The following is an 18,841-nucleotide window of genomic DNA, read 5'->3' as shown; positions in this document are numbered from 1 at the left end:
TAAAATTGATTAATATTACACTCTCAAAATTCTTTATTCTTGAAAATTAATAAACTCAACAGCATCATTCTCTTAGGATTAGTCGCTATCATTAGTATTTTGGTGGCGCAATTGCTATGGACAAAAGAAGCTTTTACAATAGAACAAAAAAAGCTGAGCCAGAAAGCGCATATTGCCTTACTGGAAGTGGCTAAAAAATTATACGAAGGAACCAATCACGAACTGCCTGTTCAGAATCCTGTTCAGAAAATTGCAAACGACTATTATATTGTAAATGTTGATAACGAATTTGAACCCGATATTTTAGAATTTTATCTGAAAACGGAATTCAAAAAAATGAATATCACCACCGATTTTGAATACGCAATGTATAATTGTCAAAGCGACGAAATGATTTATGGTGATTATATTTCGCTTTATAAGAAAAAAGCAGAATGTAAAAAGACAGTTTATTTTCCAAAGCATAAAAATCTGGTTTATTATTTTGCCGTGCGTTTTCCTAACGAAACGACTTATCTTTTTAGTTCGATGCGTTTTTGGTTTGTTCTTTCAACAGCATTAATTCTGATTCTGCTGATTTATGTGTATTCGATTTTTACTCTTTTACAGCACAAAAAATATTCTGAATTACAGCGTGATTTTATCAATAATATGACGCATGAATTTAAAACGCCGCTGGCTTCTATATTAATTGCTTCCAAATATTTGATTGAGCAAAAACCAATCAAAGAAGACAAAAAATTGTATACGTATACAGATATAATTATCAATCAGGGAAATAAGTTAAACGGACATATCGAAAAGATTTTAAATGTTGCAAAAGCCGATTATGCTCCTTTAGAACTTAAAAAAGAAAACATTTTAATTGTTCCGATAATTGAAGAAGCAATTGAAAACATAAAATTAAAATATCCTGAAGCTTCGATTACAATTGAAACGGTTTCTAGAGAATATTTACTCGAAACGGATACTTTTCATTTTGCCAATTTAGTTTATAATCTGTTGGATAATGCAATTAAATACTGCAATGAAAAGCCAGAAGTTACGATAAAAATTAGCGAAAATAATAATTGCCTAAAACTAGAGTTTATTGATAATGGAATTGGTATTAATCCTAAAAAAATATCTTTTATCTTTGATAAGTTTTACCGAGTTCAGAACGAAAAAAGTAATGAAGTTAACGGATTTGGACTTGGTTTATATTACGTAAAAGAAATTTGCAATTTGCAAAACTGGAAAATAAAAGCCGAAAACAATCAAGAAAAAGGTATTACCATAACTTTATCAATTCCTTACAAAAAATGAGAAATTTCAAAATACTATATGCCGAAGACGATGAAACTCTAGCGTTTTTAACGAAAGATAATTTGGAGCAAAACAATTATGAAGTTATTCATTGTTCTAATGGAAAATCGGCACTCAAAATTTTTGAAGAAGAAGAATTTGACATTTGTATTTTTGATATTATGATGCCAAAAATGGATGGTTTTGAGCTTGCCGAAGCCGTTCGAAAAATTGATTTAGATGTTCCTATTATTTTTCTTTCGGCAAAAACTTTAAAGGAAGACCGAATTAAAGGTTTACGTCTTGGAGCAGATGATTATTTGGTAAAACCTTTTAGCATTGAAGAATTGCTTTTAAAGGTGGAGATTTTCTTAAAACGTTCTCAGAAAAATATTCCGACTGCCAAAACTATTTATGAAGTTGGCAAATACCAGTTTGACACCAAAAACTTCATTCTTTTTAATGATGAAGAAAAAGTTGGTTTAACACAGCGTGAAGCCGAATTATTGAAACTTTTCTTAGATCATAAAAATTCTGTTTTGAAAAGAGAACAAATTTTAACTTCTTTATGGGGAACCGATGACTACTTTATGGGAAGAAGTCTGGATGTTTTTATTTCACGTTTGCGTAAAATCTTGGCAAACGAACAAGGAATTTCTATCGAAAACCTACACGGAATTGGATTTAGATTTTCTATAGGATAAAACGTTCTTGAATGCTACAAACGTACAGTTTGTCATTCCTGTAAAAGTTACTTATTTCGGTAACGGATTTATCATTTTGATTGGCTTTTTTCCATCAATTCCCTGATGCGGTCTTTCATGATTGTAATAATATAAATATTGCAGCAATTCCTCTTTTAGTTCTTCTTGAGAATCAAAATCAGTATCTCGCAATAAATCCTCTTCCAGAGTTCTCCAAAACCTCTCCACCTTGCCGTTTGTCTGTGGACGGTAAGGCCTTGTATATCTGTGTACAATTCCAAGCTCCATGAGCATTCTTTCGAAAGGATGCTGTTTTTTTACCTTGCTGGTTTTAATTCCAAATTCAGCTCCATTATCAGATAATATCTCTTCAAATTTTATTTCATAATGGCTGCTTAAGATGTTTAAGCATTTTAATGAAGCAAACATTACGGTTAAGCTGGTAATGTCGGGAACCAGTTCTGCCCAGGCAATACGGCTGTAATCATCAATTACACAAACTAAATAGAGTTTTTTGTTTTCTCCACGAATTATACTTTTACTTAAATAATGACAATCAATATGACCCAGCTGTCCCATTCTTTCCTTGATTATTTTTTGATGATTCTTTTTAATCTTCGGAGTTAATCTGTTTATTTTATGCCGCTTTAAAATATTATAAACTCCAGAATATGATGGTGTATGTTTTCCTAATTTGGGATTTAAGATACTAACAATTTCATATCTGTTGTTTCCTTTTTCTCTTAATTCAATCACTTTTTGCTCTATGAACGGCAAAGGGCGTCTGGTTTTATATTTTGGCCCCCGCTTCTGCGGCAGCAGATCCAAAGGTTTTCCGCTCTGCTTATAGCGATTATAATACTTTAAGAAGCTTTTTCTGCACGTGTCGTTTGCTGTGTAAAAATCCATTGCTTTTTTATGCATTGGATGGGTCTTATTTTTTACCTGCTCATATTCTTTTATCAGAAAACGATACTTCTCTAAATAGTTCCTCTCTAATGTTGAATCTTGACTATTATTTCTCATCTTAACAAAATTTATTAAAGTTAAATTTTGTTACCGAATTATCTAACCTTTACAATTCCGACGAAGGAGGAATCTCCGCGACAATATTACGTAAAGTGATTCCAATCTTTGGCGAGCTACTTACGGAGATTCCTCGTTCCTCGGAATGACAAACTAGACTTGAAATACTTTATATAACATACCGTATCCTCAAAGATTTTTCAGTAATGACAAACTAGACTTGAAGTACTTTTTTCACAACTAATAATCTAGAAATTCTAAATTAGGATTCATCGTTTTAATAAGCGTTATTTTCTTCTCTCTTCTCCAGCCTTTTATCTCTTTTTCTCTTGCAATTGCTTCTTGAATCCAAGTAAATTTTTCGAAGTACAATAAAAACTCAACATTGTATTTTGAAGCAAAAGTGTTGTTCCCAGAAGCAATATTGTCTTTATGTTTTATTAATCTATTTTTCAAATTATTAGTAACCCCAACATAAAATACAGATTTTGCTTTATTAGTCAAAATATAAATAAAATACGTATGAAAACCCTCTTGTAAATGCATAAATTCAAATAATAACAATTCTGCTAAAAATAAAGAAAAATCTGTAAATTATTTTTCAGAAAACTTTGTATTTTTAATATCTAATTTTCCTGGATATGAAATTACATCATTTGCGAAATGCCTCTTTGGTAATTGAAACAGAAAAGCATGTCATTTTAGTTGACCCAATGTTAGGTAAAAGAAAAACAATTCCGCCTTTTACTATTTTCAGATATAAACCCAAACGAAATCCGCTGGTGGCTTTGCCAAAAAATAGCCGTGATATCTTGAGTCGTGTAACGCATTGTTTGATTACACATTTACATCCTGATCATATTGATAAAGCTGGTGAAGTTTTTTTGAGAAGAAAAAGCATTCCCGTTATCTGCAGTTCTAAAGATGAAAAAGCGCTTGTACAACGAGGACTTAGCGTAATCCAGACTTTGGAATATTGGGAACCTCAAAAATTTCTAGACGGAAAAATTACTGGAATTCCAGCCATTCATGGCTACGGATTTGTTGCTAAATTAATGGGAAATGTAATGGGATTTCTTATCGAACTGGCAGATCAAAAGTCTATTTATGTTAGTTCTGATACCATTTATACAGAACACGTAGAAAAAGTTCTAACACAATTTAAACCCGATATTTCTATTGTGGCCTGCGGAACTGCAAGATTAGATTTCGGTCAGCCATTATTAATGCGAATGGATGATATTTTGAAATTCGTCACACTTGCGCCAGGAAAAGTTCTCGCCAATCATTTAGAAGCTTTAAATCATTGTCCAACCACAAGACTGCAATTAAGAACAGCTCTTTCAGATCATGGTCTTTTAACCAAGACTTCTATTCCGAATGACGGAGAATGTATTGAATATTAAAGCACCAATAACCCAAATTCGCGTAAAGTATTTACAGGTTTAGAATACCAAAACAATTCGAAATCTTCCAATTCGGTTTCAAAATCATTTTTGACTTCTTGAAAAGTATAATTTTTAGAACCCGAAACCCCTATTTTCGACAAAATGGAAACTAGCCACTCGCCTTCTTCTTTACTGGTTTGAATATCGAAACTTTCTTTTTTATCGTGAAAAGTGAGCGACATCATTTCCCAGCTTCTTCCTTTTTTTGATTTTGTAAAAGTCTCTGCAGAAGGTTTTCCGCCAAGCCAAATCACTTTTGCATTTGGTTTTGTATTGAAATCGTTTTGTTCTTCGAGAGCATTAAAAATAAAATCAGGATGGATTTTGGTTTTCGGAATTTTAAAATCGAACCACTCCTGCAATTCGTAATCAAAACAGATTCCGTGCATGAAATTAAAAAGCGATTTCTTTAATCCGAAACTAAATTTATCGTGATTGATTCCTGTTGCATCAGTATATTCAATATCGTTATTGGCAAAAGTTCCAATTACTTCCGTTTTTTTGGTCACGCCAAATTGCTCTGGATATAATCCTACTGGACTATGAGCCGTCAAAGCAAACTGATGCCAAAACCCTGACTGTAAAACTCCCGCTTCAAACAATTGGCGAACCATTTCAAGGCTATCAACTGTTTCCTGAATCGTCTGAGTTGGATATCCGTACATCAAATACGCATGAACCATAATTCCGGCTTCGGTAAAATTTCGTGTTACTTTGGCAACTTGTTCAACCGTTACGCCTTTGTCAATTAATTTCAATAATCGATCCGAAGCTACTTCTAAACCCCCTGAAACTGCAATACATCCAGAAGCTTTTAACAAGAGACATAAATCTTTTGAGAAGCTTTTTTCAAAACGAATATTGGTCCACCAAGTTACAGCTAGTTTTCTTTTTAAGATTTCAAGCGCTAAAGCACGCATTAAAGCTGGCGGTGCAGCTTCATCTACAAAATGGAATCCATTTTGACCTGTTTTCTCGATTAGTTCTTCGATTCTGTCGCATAAAAGACTTGCAGCAACAGGTTCGTAAACTTTAATATAATCTAAAGAAATATCGCAGAAAGTACATTTTCCCCAATAACAGCCGTGCGCCATTGTGAGTTTATTCCATCTTCCGTCGCTCCACATTCTGTGCATTGGATTCACAATTTCGATAACCGAAATGTATTTATCCAAAGGAAGATCTGAATAATCCGGAGTTCCGACCTGAGATTGTTTATAATCGTGTTTTAGAGAATTATTTTTATATACAACTTCTCCGTTTTCTAATAAAAATGTTCGTTTATAACGCTTCTCTACTTCGGTCGAAGTGACAGAATTTGGATTTTCTAAATTGAAAATTAATTCCTCAATTGGAACTTCTCCATCATCTAAAGTGATAAAATCGAAAAACTCAAAAACGCGTTTATCAGAAAGTGAACGCAATTCTGTATTTGGGAAGCCTCCTCCCATCGAAATCTTAATTTCAGGATGATTTTGTTTTACCCATTGCGCGCAACGAAACGCACTATATAAATTTCCAGGAAAAGGAACAGAAATTAAAAATAAAGTCGGTTTTATGGCTTCAATTTTAGTTTTCAAAAGCGAAATTAAAATTGAATCAATATAAGTTGGCTCTTTCTGAAGTTCTGCATATAATTCGTCAAACGAATTGGCACTTCGTCCTAAACGTTCAGCATATCGGCTGAAGCCAAAATTTTCGTCTACACATTCGACAATAAAATCTGAAATATCTTCGAGATATAAAGTCGCCAAATGTTTTGCTTTGTCTTGAGTCCCCATTGTTCCAAAAGCCCAATCGAGTTCTTCCAATTGCGCAAAACGAGAAGCTTCGGGCAGAAAATCTTCTTGACAAATCTGCAAAGCCAATGTTGGATTTTTCCCTTGAAGAAACTGAATTACAGAATCGATCGTTTTGACATATTCGTCTTGAAGGGCAAAAATACGCTTCGAATTGTCTGAGATTTCAGAACCTGAAACCTGAAACTTGAAACCTGAAACATCAAACAAATCAATAAGTCCTTTTTTCGAAAACAATTCCAAAATCACATCAATCCCCAAATCAGCTTGAACCGATTCAATATTTTTGGTATTCAGAAAACCTTTTATATACGCCGTTGCCGGATACGGTGTATTCAGTTGGGTAAAAGGCGGCGTAATTACAAAAAGTTTCGTTTTCAAAAGGGAATTATTTTTTTTGCAAAAATACGGGTTATTGAGGACTTTTTAATGAAAAGATTTTATTCATCTGACTTCTAATTTTTAATTCGGTTTTGTGGATATTTAATTACATTTGGAACAATTAAATTTCTTATATGAAGAAAAAATTACTTTTTATTTTTGTTTTGTTTTCCATTTTCTTCCAAAATGCAACTATGGCGCAAGATTTAAGCTGGGTGAGACAAATTGGAAACCAACAGACCGATGAAGCAGAGGCCTTAGCTGTTGACGATAATGGCAATTCCTATTCTATCGGAGTGGCACAATCTTATACATACGATCTGGATCCGACGCCAAATGGCACTCAGATTATCAATAATTTGTCTACTCCTTTTTCCCCTTTCAGAGATATTTATTTAATAAAACTTGACCGAAATGGTAATTACGTTTGGGGAAAGACTTTTGGAGATTTAAAATCTGGCCAATACGCTTATCATATTAAAATTGGAAGCGATGGCAATATCTATCTTTTTTTACAAACTTCTCAATTTGTCAACAATGAAATAAGTTATTACTACACAATTGTAAAACTTTCGGCAAATGGAAATGAGTTATCCCGAACCAGAATAAAAAACAATGGTTCATTTTTCATTTATAATTTTGACGTAGATAATCAAAATAATTTTATCATCAGTGGCTGGTTTGTAAACCCAAAAACTATTGAAATAAATAACACCCCTGTTAAATTTGAATCGCAAAATAATATTGGTCTATATATATTAAAACTAGACAACTCAGGAAATTTTATTTGGAAAAAGATATTTGATGATCCAGGTTCAAGCGATATCAAAATTCAGACAAAAGCCGATGGAAATATTATCGCTATATTAAATAATTATAACCAAGGTAATTATACCTCCACTGTTTTTAATATAAACACTAACAATGCAAATGTCATTTGGGAGAAAAAACTTTTACAACAATCTGAAAATACTTTTCATATAGATAAAAAAGGAAATATTATTATAGCCGGAACCAATAATGTTTACCAAGGCGCTATAGATGTCGACCCTTCACCGAATGTCGTAAATACATCAGCTCAAAAATTTGTCTTATGGCTAGATAGTAATGGTAATTATTTGGATGTAAAAGAATATTTTGTCGCTCAGTTTTCTGCAGACTTTCAAATATGGAAAATTGAAAGTGATTTTCAAAACAATATATATGTTGCTGGAGCTTTTGCGGGTAAAGTAGATGCCGATCCTTCTGCAAATTCTTTTTTCTTAGAAAATCCAAATGGGTCAATTCAATATGGATCTGGTTATGTAATAAAATTTGATTCTAATCGAAATTTTGAAAAAGCGTATATGTTTATTTCTAATTATCGTTCGTTGGTAAAAGATATTCAAATTAAAAATAAAAACATTTATGTTTTAGGCGATTTTAATTGGAATTGTGATTTTGATCCCGGACCTGCCACTTACTCATTAAGTTCTTTGAATGGAGGAATCGTTACTACTTCTGATGGTTTTGTGCTCAGACTTAGTCCGTGTGACCCATCAAAACCTGAAGGAGATGAAAATCAGCTTTTCTGCGCAAGTCAAAATGCTACTGTTTCCAATTTAGTACCTAATTTCAGTGAAATTCAATGGTATGATAGTTTAACAAATGGAAATATTCTATCTGGCAATACCAATCTAGAAGATGGAAAAACTTATTATGCTTCTCAGATATCAAATAATTGTGAAACCGAAAGATTAGCCGTAAAAGTAACTATTACTAATGTTCCAGCGCCACCAACAGAGACGAAGTCTCCTTCATTCTGCAAAAAGCAAAATGCTACTTTAGGCGAAATTCAGGTAACTGGTCAAAATCTAAAATGGTACGACACTTATATGTCTGCTAGCGTTTTGCCAAGCACAACTCTCTTAGAAGATAACAAAGTATATTATGTATCGCAGACCGTCGCATGTGAAAGTGATAGAACGCCAATTCTAGTTCATGTGTATGACACTCCTACGCCAGTTGGAAATAATGATGTGCAATTTTGCAGTAACGAACTTGCCAAACTAGCAAATCTGGATATAACTGGAACATCTCTTAAATGGTATGATGCTCCGTCAAATGGAAATATTTTACCAGAAACGACTTTGTTACAAAATAATACTTATTATGTTACACAAACTCTGAACAACTGTGAAAGTGAGCTATTTGCTGTTAAAGTAAAAATAGATGAAATTCAAGTTCCAATAGCAGATTCTCCACAACAATTCTGCATTCAGAAAAATGCAAAAATTAGTGATATTCAAATTGATGGTCAAAACATCAAATGGTATGAAGGTTCTTCTTCTACAAATAGTTTATCAGAATCAACTTCTCTAGAAAATGGAATTACTTATTACGCTTCTCAAACAATAAACACTTGTGAAAGCGACAGAATTCCTGTAACAATAAACATTTTAGAGGCCACAGCTGGAGATTGTCATCATTTGGTTAACGACCTTCCCTATTCAAAATTCTTTACGCCAAATGGCGATGGTTTTAATGACACTTGGACAATCGATCCTGATTATTTGGCTCCAAATTCGTCTATTAGAATATTCGATCGCTACGGAAAACTTATTAAAGAACTAGGATTAAATAATTCTTGGGACGGAACTTATATAGGAAATCCAGAACCTGCTTCAGATTATTGGTTTACTGCTACCAGAATAAATGGAACAGAATTTCGAGGGCATTTTTCTTTAAAACGATAATTCTCTGTAACAAAAAAGGTTCGTATAAGTGAACCTTTTTTGTTAAACCTTTACAATATAATGCATTACCAATTCTACTAGGATAACTATTACTTTTATCATAATTTCTAATTTTATAATTGCTCTTTCTTTTTCAAACTTCTATACTTTAAGTAAGAATACGCTATAGGAACAATTGCTATAGTAAATACAATGATTAAAAATGCTTTGGAGAAAACAGAACTTTCAAAAATCAAGCTTCCTAAAATGATAATTAAACCACCAACAAACCAAAGTTTTCCAGCAAATACATGTGTTGTTTTCCATACTTCCTGATTTTCTAAAGTCCATGGTGTTTTTATTCCAATAAAATAATTAGGGCGTATTACTTTAAAATAATTGCCCAAGATCATAAACAAAGCGCCTGCTAAAGCGAAAACAAAACTTGGACTGGAAACAGATTGACTTTTTGTACTGTAAATAATAAATAAGGCTAAAAGAGACATAAATAAAACCAAAATAAATTTAAGCTGATACAATTTCCCTCCCATCAAAGACATTCTTTTCTTAGGGTCAATCTTTGTGATAAAAGACAAAACGATATAAGTTAAAACTGGAAGCATAAAAAGTATAGCGATCAGAGTCAATTTATTTCCCCAGCCATCTATTTCTCCTCTAGAATTCCAATGAATTGGAACTATCTCTGGCAGACTTTTCCAAATCGTTGCTAAATAAACAAAAGGAATCAAAACAATTCCAATTAAAGGAAGCTCTTTTTTAAATTCTAAATTCATTTTTTATTGTTTAAAGGTTAGTATCCATTGCAAAACATCTTCCATTATGGTGGTATTGATGGAGTAAATGATGAATTGCCCATTTTTTTCAGATGTAATTAAATCGGCTCGTTTTAAAATATCTAAATGATGAGATATACTTGGCTTTGAAATATTAAAAGCATCAGCAATTTCCCCTGCCGACATATCTTTTTCTTTTAACAAATCCAAAATTTCCCTTCTGGTTGCATCATTCAATGCTTTGAAAATTTCATTCATATCATTTAAATATTTAGACAAATATCTAAATACTTTTTAAAACAAACAAAAAAAGCAGTAATTTTTTACATTACTGCTTTTGAAATATTTTGAAATAAACCGTTTAGAATTTATGCTCGTCCTTGCTAATCACCAAAAAGGAAACTAAAGATATAATTGCAGCGGCAATTAAATAAAAGCCGACATAACTAACATCATAGGTCTTAGCCAAATAAATTGCAATCATTGGCGCAAAAGCTGCTCCCAAAATTCCTGCCATGTTAAACGTTAATGATGCTCCCGAATAGCGAACATTGGTTGGAAACAATTCAGAAAGAAAAGTTCCTAAAGGTCCGTACGTGAATCCCATCAAAGACATTCCGATACAGGCAAATGTAGCAATCAATGGAATATTACCTTCTTTCAGGAAAAACGAAAAGAAAAATCCAAAAACAGCAATTGCCGCTGTCGCTGCAATAAGCATTTTACGACGGCCAATTTTATCTGCCACTACAGCCGAAACTGGAATAAAAAGCGCAAAAAACAATACAGAGAATAATTGTATTAGCAATCCATCACGTTTAACAATTCCTAAATCTGAAGTTGCCCAACTTAATGTAAATACTGTCATTAAATAGAAAACCAAAAATGTTGTAATGGCTGCAAAAGTTCCAAATATCAACTGATTTTTATATGATTTCACCAACTCTAAAAATGGAACTTTTACTTCTTCTTCCTGTTTTTTAGCATTTTCAAACGAAGGCGTTTCAGTAATTTTTGTTCGAATATAAAAACCAACTATTACCAAAAGCGCACTGGCAATAAAAGGAATTCTCCATCCATAATTCATAAAATCTTCGTTACTCATCGAATCAGTCAGCAATAGAAAAGTTCCGCCTGAAAGCAACAATCCAATTGGAGCGCCTAATTGCGGAAACATTCCATACCAAGCACGTTTATTTGGAGGCGCATTCTCGATTGCAAGCAAGACGGCTCCGCCCCATTCTCCTCCTAGACCAACTCCTTGTCCGAATCGGCAAAGCATCAATAGTAACGGAGCCGCAACACCAATACTTTCATAACTTGGCAGAAAACCAATTGTCACAGTAGAAATTCCCATTGTCAGTAAAGCTGCAACAAGAGTAAATTTTCGTCCAATTTTATCTCCATAATGTCCAAAAAATGCAGAGCCTAACGGACGCGATAAAAAGGCGATGGAGAAAGTTGCTAAAGATTCCAGAGTCGCCATTGTCGAATCTGAACTAGGGAAAAATAATTGAGGAAAAACTAATACGGCTGCATTAGCATAAATATAAAAATCAAAAAATTCGATTGTGGTGCCAATAAGGCTTCCAAAAAGAACATGTTTTAATGAGTTCTTCTTACTTGGGCTACTTTCCATGAAAAATGATATCTTTTTTATTTGCAAAAATAGAGTTTCATTATTAAAAACTCATGTTTATACAAATTACTTTTGCCACTACTTTATAATTTTAACAAATTATCTAAATTTTCAATTTTAAGCAACCTTATAAAATCAAATTTTAAAATCCTGATTACAACGCTTTTAAAAGCATCAGAAAAAAATCAAATCATAAGCAATTGTTAATAGCGTTTTTAACTACTTATTTTCATTAAATTTACAGCTGTCAAAAATAAATTTAAAATTATGCCTACCGACTGTATCAGCTTTCAATCTTCTGGATATTTCTCTAAACTAATGCAGGATTATTTAGATCAAAAGCCAGAATTAAAACCGCTGTACAATAATTTTCCAACCTTAGAAAATTTCGAAAAACAAATTGCTGAAAAATTAGCCAATTTTGACCATAATAATCGAAAAGTTTTGGTTGACACTTTGCAAAAGCAATATCAAAACATCGAAATTTCTGATTTAACCAGACAAAATATTTCGCTTTTAGCACTCGAAAATACTTTTACCATTACAACTGGCCATCAGCTAAATCTTTTTAGCGGGCCGTTATACTTTTTGTATAAAATTATTTCTACCATTAATTTAACAAAAGAATTAAAGTCGAAATACCCTTCATACAATTTCGTTCCAATTTATTGGATGGCAACGGAAGATCATGATTTTGAAGAAATTAATTATTTTAATTTTAAAGGAAAAAAAATCCGCTGGAATGCTGAAAGTACTGGCCCAGTTGGAAGACTTTCAACTGAAGGCTTAGAAGATTTATTTGAAGTTTATTCTAAAGAACTAGGTTCAAGTACGAATGCCAATACGTTGAAAAAACTTTTTGAAGATGCATATTTAAAGCACAAAAATCTGGCAGATGCAACACGTTATTTAGCCAATGCTCTTTTTGCAAATTACGGTTTGGTCATTATAGAAGCAGACGATGCCGATTTAAAACGTGCTTTTATTCCGTATGCAAAAGAAGAATTAGAAAACCAGACTTCGTTTAAAGCAGTTCAAAAATCAATTGAAGAACTTGCCGATTATACCGTTCAAGTAAATCCGCGTGAGATCAATTTATTTTACATTGAAGATAAACTGCGCGAAAGAATCATTTTTGAGAATGATAAATATTTTGTGAACAACACCAAAATCTCATTTTCTAAAGATGAAATTTTCAAATTGTTAGAAAGCAATCCTGAAAAATTCAGTCCAAACGTAATTATGCGTCCACTATATCAGGAGATTATTTTACCAAATCTCTGCTACATTGGCGGAGGCGGAGAAATTGCTTATTGGTTAGAATTAAAAGCATTCTTTGAAGCCGTAAATATCACTTTTCCTATATTACTGGTTCGAAATTCTGTTCTATTGGCAACCGAAAAACAAGCAAAAAAAGCAGATAATTTAGGTTTAAGCTGGAAAGATTTATTCAGTAAATCAGAGAATTTAGTTAATGAAATTACTCATAAACTTTCTCCTTTTCCAATTAATTTAACAGAACAAAAAGAAGCTCTTGAAAAACAGTTTGCTTATCTTTTTGAATTGGCCGAAAAGACAGACAAATCTTTCTCTGGAGCCGTAAAAGCTCAAGAAGTGAAGCAAAAGAAAGGACTTGAAAATCTGGAAAAACGTTTGCTAAAAGCACAAAAAAGAAAATTGCATGATCAGTTACAGCGCGTAACCGATTTACAGTGCGAATTGTTTCCAAATCAAAGTTTACAAGAACGTCAGACCAATTTTTCTGAATTTTATCTAGAAAAAGGCGAGCAATTAATTCCGCTTTTAATTCAAAAATTAAAACCTTTAGAACATAATTTTGACATCATAATAATCTAAAATAATTATCTTTAGAAATTCAAAAGCGATAATTTAGGAACAAATAACCAGCTCATTTCCGATCTTATTGCTCTCTCAAACCAAATAGAATTATATTTTATAACCTATTTAACGAACTAACCTAATGGTAAGAGAACGCCTAATTTCGCTTGATGTCTTTCGCGGACTGACTATTCTATTGATGACTATTGTAAACAATCCTGGCGATTGGGGAAATGTTTATCCGCCGCTTTTGCACGCACAATGGAATGGCTGCACACCAACAGATCTTGTATTTCCGTTTTTCATTTTTATAATGGGAGTTGCCGTACCGCTTGCAATGCCAGAAAAAAAATATGACGAAACAACATTCAACAAAATTCTGATTCGTTCTTTAAGAATGCTCTGCTTGGGGATTTTCTTTAATTTCTTTGGCAAAATCCAATTGTTTGGTCTTGATGGAATCCCACTTCTGATAGGCAGATTGATTATCACGTTTGCTGTTGGCTACGCTTTGATGGGAAATTTCAGCAACAAACTAAAAAACATTTTTGCCTTTAGCATATTAACCATATATATCATTCTAGCTTACGGAGGTTTTGAAAATTATGCAGATGTAAGACTTCCTGGAGTTCTACAACGTATTGCCGTAGTTTATTTTGTGGTTTCATTACTTTATCTAAAAACATCTCGAGTAACACAATTAATTACAGGAGCTGTTTTACTTTTGGGATATTGGGCAGTTATGACCTTAATTCCAGTTCCCGAATTTGGAGAAGCAAATCTTGAAAGAGGAACTAATTTAGCCGCTTGGGTTGACAGTATATTACTAAAAGGCCATATGTATCATGAAACCAATACTTGGGATCCTGAAGGAATCTTAAGCACAGTACCTTCAATTGTAAACGGAATTATCGGGTTATTTATTGGGCAGATTCTGCTTCTTAGTTTAGCGAAAATCCAGAAAGCGCAAAGAATGGGAATGATTGGTACATCGCTCATCTTTTTCGGATTAATCTGGGATTTAGTTTTTCCAATAAACAAATCCATCTGGACAAGCAGTTATGTTTTATACACAACAGGATTGGCAACAGTATGTTTAACTGTATTGTATTACATAATTGACATTGCCGAATATAAAAAAGGATTCAAATTATTTGTCATTTGGGGAGTAAACCCGATGATAGTTTTCTTTGCTTCGCAGATTATTCCGCAAGCTTTGGTACTGATTCGTTTTCAGCATCCATCTCTTCTTGGTGAACAAATTAACCTTCTAGATTATCTATACCGTTTCGGAATTGCGCCATTTTTCAGCAATCCGATGACAGCTTCTCTAGCCGGTGCGCTAACTTATGTTGGAATTTGGACATTTATATTATGGATTTTCTACAGAAACAAGCTGATTTTTAAAGTATAAAAGCAATAAAAAACATTTTAAAGACGTGCAATTGTGCGTCTTTTTTTTGACCAAGACTCACCGCTTCCTTCTTTCTTAATCAAAACATCATTCTAGCATGTTTAAATTATGAATTTATTAAAATCAATTCATAAAAAAAGTATACTTTTGCACAAAATTTAATAAAATACAAAATGGCAACAAATAGAACTTTTACAATGATTAAACCAGATGCTGTTGCAAACGGACACATCGGGAATATCTTAGCAATGATTACTAATGGTGGTTTCAAAATCGTTTCATTAAAATTAACTCAATTAACTGTAGCTGATGCTAAAGCATTTTACGCAGTACACGCAGAAAGACCTTTCTACGGAGAATTAGTTGAATTTATGTCTCGCGGACCAATTGTTGCTGCTATTTTAGAAAAAGAAAATGCTGTAGAAGATTTCAGAACTTTAATTGGAGCTACAAACCCTGCTGAAGCTGCTGAAGGAACTATTCGTAAAGCATACGCTACTTCAATCGGAGAAAATGCAGTTCACGGATCTGACAGCGACGAAAACGCTGCTATCGAAAGTGCTTTCCACTTTGCAGGAAGAGAGCAGTTCTAAGACTTCTTAAATCATAAAAAAAACCGCTCCATAACTGAAGCGGTTTTTTTTATGATTTAAAATAATTAAAGACTTTCAGAAGTCTTCTTTACCATTTTCTCAACTCTGCCATCCAAATCTTTTAAAAGTTCGTCTAATGCACTTTCACACATTGGCAATACTTTATCAAAAGATAAAACAGGAATTCCTCCTACTATTGTTCCCGTTTTCTTTGAATTTGCCCCTTCGTTAAAAGCAAAAACTTTTTTCCCATTTTTATCATACAAAGCGATTCTTGCATAAGCTCTCATCTTAATAGTTCCAGTTCCTCCAACTGCAAACCCTTTTACTACAGCAAAATGAATTTCTGTAAACAAGACACCATCAGCATTATCTTTAAACATCGTAGCGGTTGCTACTTCATTTGCAGAACCATTTATTCCTTCATATATATATTTATATCCAGGGTAATTGATAATATATTTTCCCTTTTCTCCCTCTCTATCAAAATGAGGAATATAATCAATATACTCTTGTTTTTGAGTTATATCTGTTTCAGGAAGTAAATCAAATGGAAACTTTTTAGAATAATCATTAAAAAAAGCATTGTGATACTTTTCCAAAATTGGCTGCAGGTTAAAATTTGGATTATTTCCTAAATCTGTTACTGCAGCAACGGCACTTAAACCAAGCTCTGAAAGATCAATTGTTTTGTCAGTGTAAAAAGCAACAACAGCAACTTTTTTCTTTTGCGAATAACCAGTTAACGTACATAGTACGGTTAAAATTAGTAAAATTTTTTTCATTGATTTTTTATTATTTTGGGTTTATAAAAAGATGTTATTTTAAAGAAATAACTGCCCAAATGTATCGTAAAAAAAAACACTCCGCAATAGAAGTGTTAATTATTTTTAAAATTTATCTTACTAAAAAATATTACCGCAATATAACGTCTTTCACCACCTCACGTCCCAATTCTTCATTGATCATTTTCACAATTTTATATTTTCCGTGAGTTAACTCTTCACGTAAAACAGAAGAACCTAACTCAACATAAAGCGTACTGCCTTTAAGAACAACATTTCGGGTATAGGTATTCACACCATTTCCCATAAGCTGTCGCCAAGCCTCACGAACATCAATTTGATCCATTCCAGGCTGTAATTTATTAACCTGAATAATTTGCTGTAAAACAGCGCCAATAGTTGTTTCGTTATTTAGTCTTTTCGCCATCGTTCAAAAGATTTACTGGTCCAGCTTTTTTATAATGATATTCTATTTTTTGAGGGTTTTTCACCACTAATTTGTCATCCGAAAGCGAAATAATTTCCTCACTCCATTTCGTATATTTCGTGTTATAATATAAGAAAACCTGATCTCCTGCAAAACGAACTGCAACATTTTCAAAAGTATCTGTTGTCAAAAAAGTGCCATCAAATTGCGGCATCACTTTCGTTCGAAGACCTTTATTATTCTTGATTTGAAAAAAATCAAAAGTTTCATTCATTTTATACTCCTTCTCTTCGCCTTTCTCAAAAACCACTTTTTCAATTTCCCAATAGCCATTTAGTTTAGCAATATCAGCAGGTTGTATTTCCTGTTTACAGCTCACAAACAAAAGCGAACAAAACAAAACTATGAAAGCATTTTTCATAAATAAAAATATTAAAATTTATTCTTTTTTCTTTAAATGAAGTCGAAGATTTAGGAGCTTATTCCTGCTGTCCGCTGTATCTTTTGTGCCGAACCCCAGCACAAAAGGATGCCGCTTCCATCAGGGCTAGGGCTCCCGTTTTCAAAAGAAATTTTTCTCGGACTACAAAGATAACCTTATAATCATCAAAAGAAATAAAAAATCAAAAAACACATTAAACTATTTTGCATATTTTTGGTCAAACCCCAAACCAAAAGCAAAAAAATATGAACAGAGTATTTTACACAATCCTGACATTCTTGTCGTTAACTGCATGCAGTAAAGATTCAGTCGAACCAGATCCCGTTCCAACTCCTGAAGAAAAAATGTATTTTCCTCCCTTAACAGGAACAACTTGGGAAACAAAATCTATTGCTGATCTAAAATGGAATCAAAATGCTGTACGACCACTTTTAGATTACCTAGAACTCAAACATTCTAAATCTTTCATCATACTTGTAAATGGCCGAATTGTTTTAGAAAACTATTTCAATAACCATACAGCCACATCAAATTGGTATTGGGCAAGTGCAGGAAAAACATTAACTTCAACAATGACAGGAATTGCTCAACAAGAAGGGCTTTTAAACATTAACAATAAAGTATCTGATTATATTGGAACTGGCTGGACAAGTGAAACTCTGCCAAAAGAAAACTTGATAACCTGCAAGCATCTTTTAACCATGACTTCCGGACTTGATGATACCTCAGACGAAGTTGATCCAGAAGATTTAATCTACAAAGCCGACGCAGGAACAAGATGGGCTTATCATAATGTATATGTAAAACTTCAGGACGTTGTAGCAAAAGCAAGTGGACAAACTTGGGAGGATTATTTCAACACCAAATTAAGAGACAAAATCGGCATGAACGGCACTTGGATTCAACTTGGCGTAAATAGCGTTTATACAAGCACAACAAGAAGCATGGCACGTTTCGGATTATTAATGTTGAATAAAGGAAAATGGGAAAACAATGTAATTCTAAATGAAGCTTTCTTTAATGAAGCAACCACTACTTCTCAAAACATCAATTTAGGTTATGGGTATTTATGGTGGCTAAACGGAAAATCAAGTTATCATTTGCCTCAATCGCAATTAACTTTTCAAGGAAGTGTAATCCCAACTGGACCAAGCGATATGTTTATGGCTTTAGGCAAAAACGACCAAAAGATTTATGTAATTCCAAGCAGAAAAATGGTTGTAATCAGAATGGGAGATGCCGCCGACAATGTAAATCTTGCGCTTTCTGATTTTGACAAAACGTTGTGGGAGAAAATTAATGCACTATATCAATAAAAAAATAGCTTTTAAATAAAAGTCATAAAAAACACTTTTATTTAAAAGCTCAAATATTTTTAGATAAAAAACTATCGATTAGTTTTTATTCTTTTAAGCACTCCCAAAAAGAATAAAACAATTCCTAAAACCAGTAGAATATAATACACTGAAAGATTTTTATCCTTTAAAACGTTTGCCAGAACAAAAGATATTACACTAGCAAAATAGAACGTTAAAGCTGATATATTTTTCAT

The 18,841-nt window shown here is 32.9% G+C and carries 17 protein-coding genes; 8 read left to right on the top strand and 9 right to left on the bottom strand.

Annotated elements, in window-relative coordinates; translation table 11 throughout:
- The first annotated feature begins 39 nt into the window (after positions 1–39).
- Positions 40–1,305, top strand: a complete 1,266-nt coding sequence (locus NU08_RS00570; RefSeq protein WP_129745140.1) for a sensor histidine kinase — start codon at positions 40–42, stop codon at positions 1,303–1,305.
- Complete coding sequence (locus tag NU08_RS00565; RefSeq protein WP_129745138.1) at positions 1,302–1,988, top strand: response regulator transcription factor; 687 nt, start codon at positions 1,302–1,304, stop codon at positions 1,986–1,988. The genes NU08_RS00570 and NU08_RS00565 overlap by 4 nt, the downstream gene beginning before the upstream one ends.
- A 51-nt stretch (positions 1,989–2,039) precedes the next feature.
- Here the strand turns inward: NU08_RS00565 and NU08_RS00560 are convergent, their stop codons facing one another.
- Both NU08_RS00560 and NU08_RS00555 read right to left on the bottom strand, forming a co-directional pair.
- Positions 2,040–3,014 carry an integrase core domain-containing protein gene (locus NU08_RS00560; RefSeq protein ID WP_129745136.1) on the bottom strand — a complete coding sequence of 325 codons (975 nt, stop codon included), beginning with the start codon at positions 3,012–3,014 and terminating at the stop codon, positions 2,040–2,042.
- A gap of 240 nt (positions 3,015–3,254) precedes the next feature.
- Positions 3,255–3,560 (bottom strand): GIY-YIG nuclease family protein, encoded by a 306-nt coding sequence (locus tag NU08_RS00555; protein WP_129745134.1) that lies wholly within the window; start codon positions 3,558–3,560, stop codon positions 3,255–3,257.
- A 95-nt stretch (positions 3,561–3,655) separates the two neighbouring features.
- On the opposite strand from NU08_RS00555, the gene NU08_RS00550 reads away from it, so the two are divergent.
- Positions 3,656–4,420: an MBL fold metallo-hydrolase gene (locus NU08_RS00550; protein WP_129745132.1), complete on the top strand. Its 765-nt coding sequence runs from the start codon at positions 3,656–3,658 to the stop codon at positions 4,418–4,420.
- On the opposite strand, the gene NU08_RS00545 is transcribed toward NU08_RS00550, so the two are convergent.
- Positions 4,417–6,642 (bottom strand): B12-binding domain-containing radical SAM protein, encoded by a 2,226-nt coding sequence (locus tag NU08_RS00545; protein ID WP_129745130.1) that lies wholly within the window; start codon positions 6,640–6,642, stop codon positions 4,417–4,419. The genes NU08_RS00550 and NU08_RS00545 overlap by 4 nt on opposite strands.
- Before the next feature lie 134 nt (positions 6,643–6,776).
- Here NU08_RS00545 and NU08_RS00540 point away from each other — a divergent pair, with 134 nt between their 5' ends.
- Positions 6,777–9,377, top strand: coding sequence for a T9SS type B sorting domain-containing protein (locus NU08_RS00540; RefSeq protein WP_129745128.1), 2,601 nt, complete (start codon positions 6,777–6,779; stop codon positions 9,375–9,377).
- 113 nt (positions 9,378–9,490) lie between these two features.
- On the opposite strand, the gene NU08_RS00535 is transcribed toward NU08_RS00540, so the two are convergent.
- From NU08_RS00535 to NU08_RS00525, 3 genes are all read right to left on the bottom strand, one after another.
- Complete coding sequence (locus NU08_RS00535) at positions 9,491–10,150, bottom strand: SdpI family protein (protein WP_129745126.1); 660 nt, start codon at positions 10,148–10,150, stop codon at positions 9,491–9,493.
- Between the two features lie 3 nt (positions 10,151–10,153).
- Positions 10,154–10,408 carry an autorepressor SdpR family transcription factor gene (locus tag NU08_RS00530; protein WP_129745124.1) on the bottom strand — a complete coding sequence of 85 codons (255 nt, stop codon included), beginning with the start codon at positions 10,406–10,408 and terminating at the stop codon, positions 10,154–10,156.
- Positions 10,409–10,511: 103 nt separating this feature from the next.
- A complete protein-coding gene (locus tag NU08_RS00525) occupies positions 10,512–11,789 on the bottom strand; it encodes an MFS transporter (protein ID WP_129745122.1) in 1,278 nt (425 codons plus the stop codon).
- A 267-nt stretch (positions 11,790–12,056) separates the two neighbouring features.
- Between NU08_RS00525 and bshC the strand changes: the two genes are divergently transcribed.
- The 3 genes from bshC (at position 12,057) to NU08_RS00510 (ending at position 15,635) form a co-directional block, all read left to right on the top strand.
- A complete protein-coding gene (bshC, locus tag NU08_RS00520; RefSeq protein WP_129745120.1) occupies positions 12,057–13,646 on the top strand; it encodes a bacillithiol biosynthesis cysteine-adding enzyme BshC in 1,590 nt (529 codons plus the stop codon).
- Positions 13,647–13,770: 124 nt separating this feature from the next.
- Positions 13,771–15,042 carry an acyltransferase family protein gene (locus tag NU08_RS00515; RefSeq protein WP_129745118.1) on the top strand — a complete coding sequence of 424 codons (1,272 nt, stop codon included), beginning with the start codon at positions 13,771–13,773 and terminating at the stop codon, positions 15,040–15,042.
- A 173-nt stretch (positions 15,043–15,215) separates the two neighbouring features.
- Positions 15,216–15,635 (top strand): nucleoside-diphosphate kinase, encoded by a 420-nt coding sequence (locus NU08_RS00510; protein WP_071634812.1) that lies wholly within the window; start codon positions 15,216–15,218, stop codon positions 15,633–15,635.
- Between the two features lie 65 nt (positions 15,636–15,700).
- On the opposite strand, the gene NU08_RS00505 is transcribed toward NU08_RS00510, so the two are convergent.
- The 3 genes from NU08_RS00505 to NU08_RS00495 form a co-directional block, all read right to left on the bottom strand.
- Positions 15,701–16,420 carry a hypothetical protein gene (locus NU08_RS00505; RefSeq protein WP_129745116.1) on the bottom strand — a complete coding sequence of 240 codons (720 nt, stop codon included), beginning with the start codon at positions 16,418–16,420 and terminating at the stop codon, positions 15,701–15,703.
- 130 nt (positions 16,421–16,550) lie between these two features.
- Positions 16,551–16,847: a DUF721 domain-containing protein gene (locus NU08_RS00500; RefSeq protein WP_129745114.1), complete on the bottom strand. Its 297-nt coding sequence runs from the start codon at positions 16,845–16,847 to the stop codon at positions 16,551–16,553.
- On the bottom strand, positions 16,828–17,268 hold the full coding sequence (locus tag NU08_RS00495; RefSeq protein ID WP_129745112.1) for a lipocalin family protein: 441 nt from the start codon (positions 17,266–17,268) through the stop codon (positions 16,828–16,830). The genes NU08_RS00500 and NU08_RS00495 overlap by 20 nt, the downstream gene beginning before the upstream one ends.
- A gap of 266 nt (positions 17,269–17,534) precedes the next feature.
- On the opposite strand from NU08_RS00495, the gene NU08_RS00490 reads away from it, so the two are divergent.
- Complete coding sequence (locus NU08_RS00490) at positions 17,535–18,605, top strand: serine hydrolase domain-containing protein (protein ID WP_129745110.1); 1,071 nt, start codon at positions 17,535–17,537, stop codon at positions 18,603–18,605.
- Positions 18,606–18,841: the final 236 nt, after the last annotated feature.

This window comes from Flavobacterium anhuiense, from assembly GCF_004151235.1.
GTDB classification, from domain to species: domain Bacteria; phylum Bacteroidota; class Bacteroidia; order Flavobacteriales; family Flavobacteriaceae; genus Flavobacterium; species Flavobacterium anhuiense_A.
The sequence above is the reverse complement of the archived record's forward strand: the minus strand, read 5'-3'. Positions and strand labels throughout refer to the sequence as shown.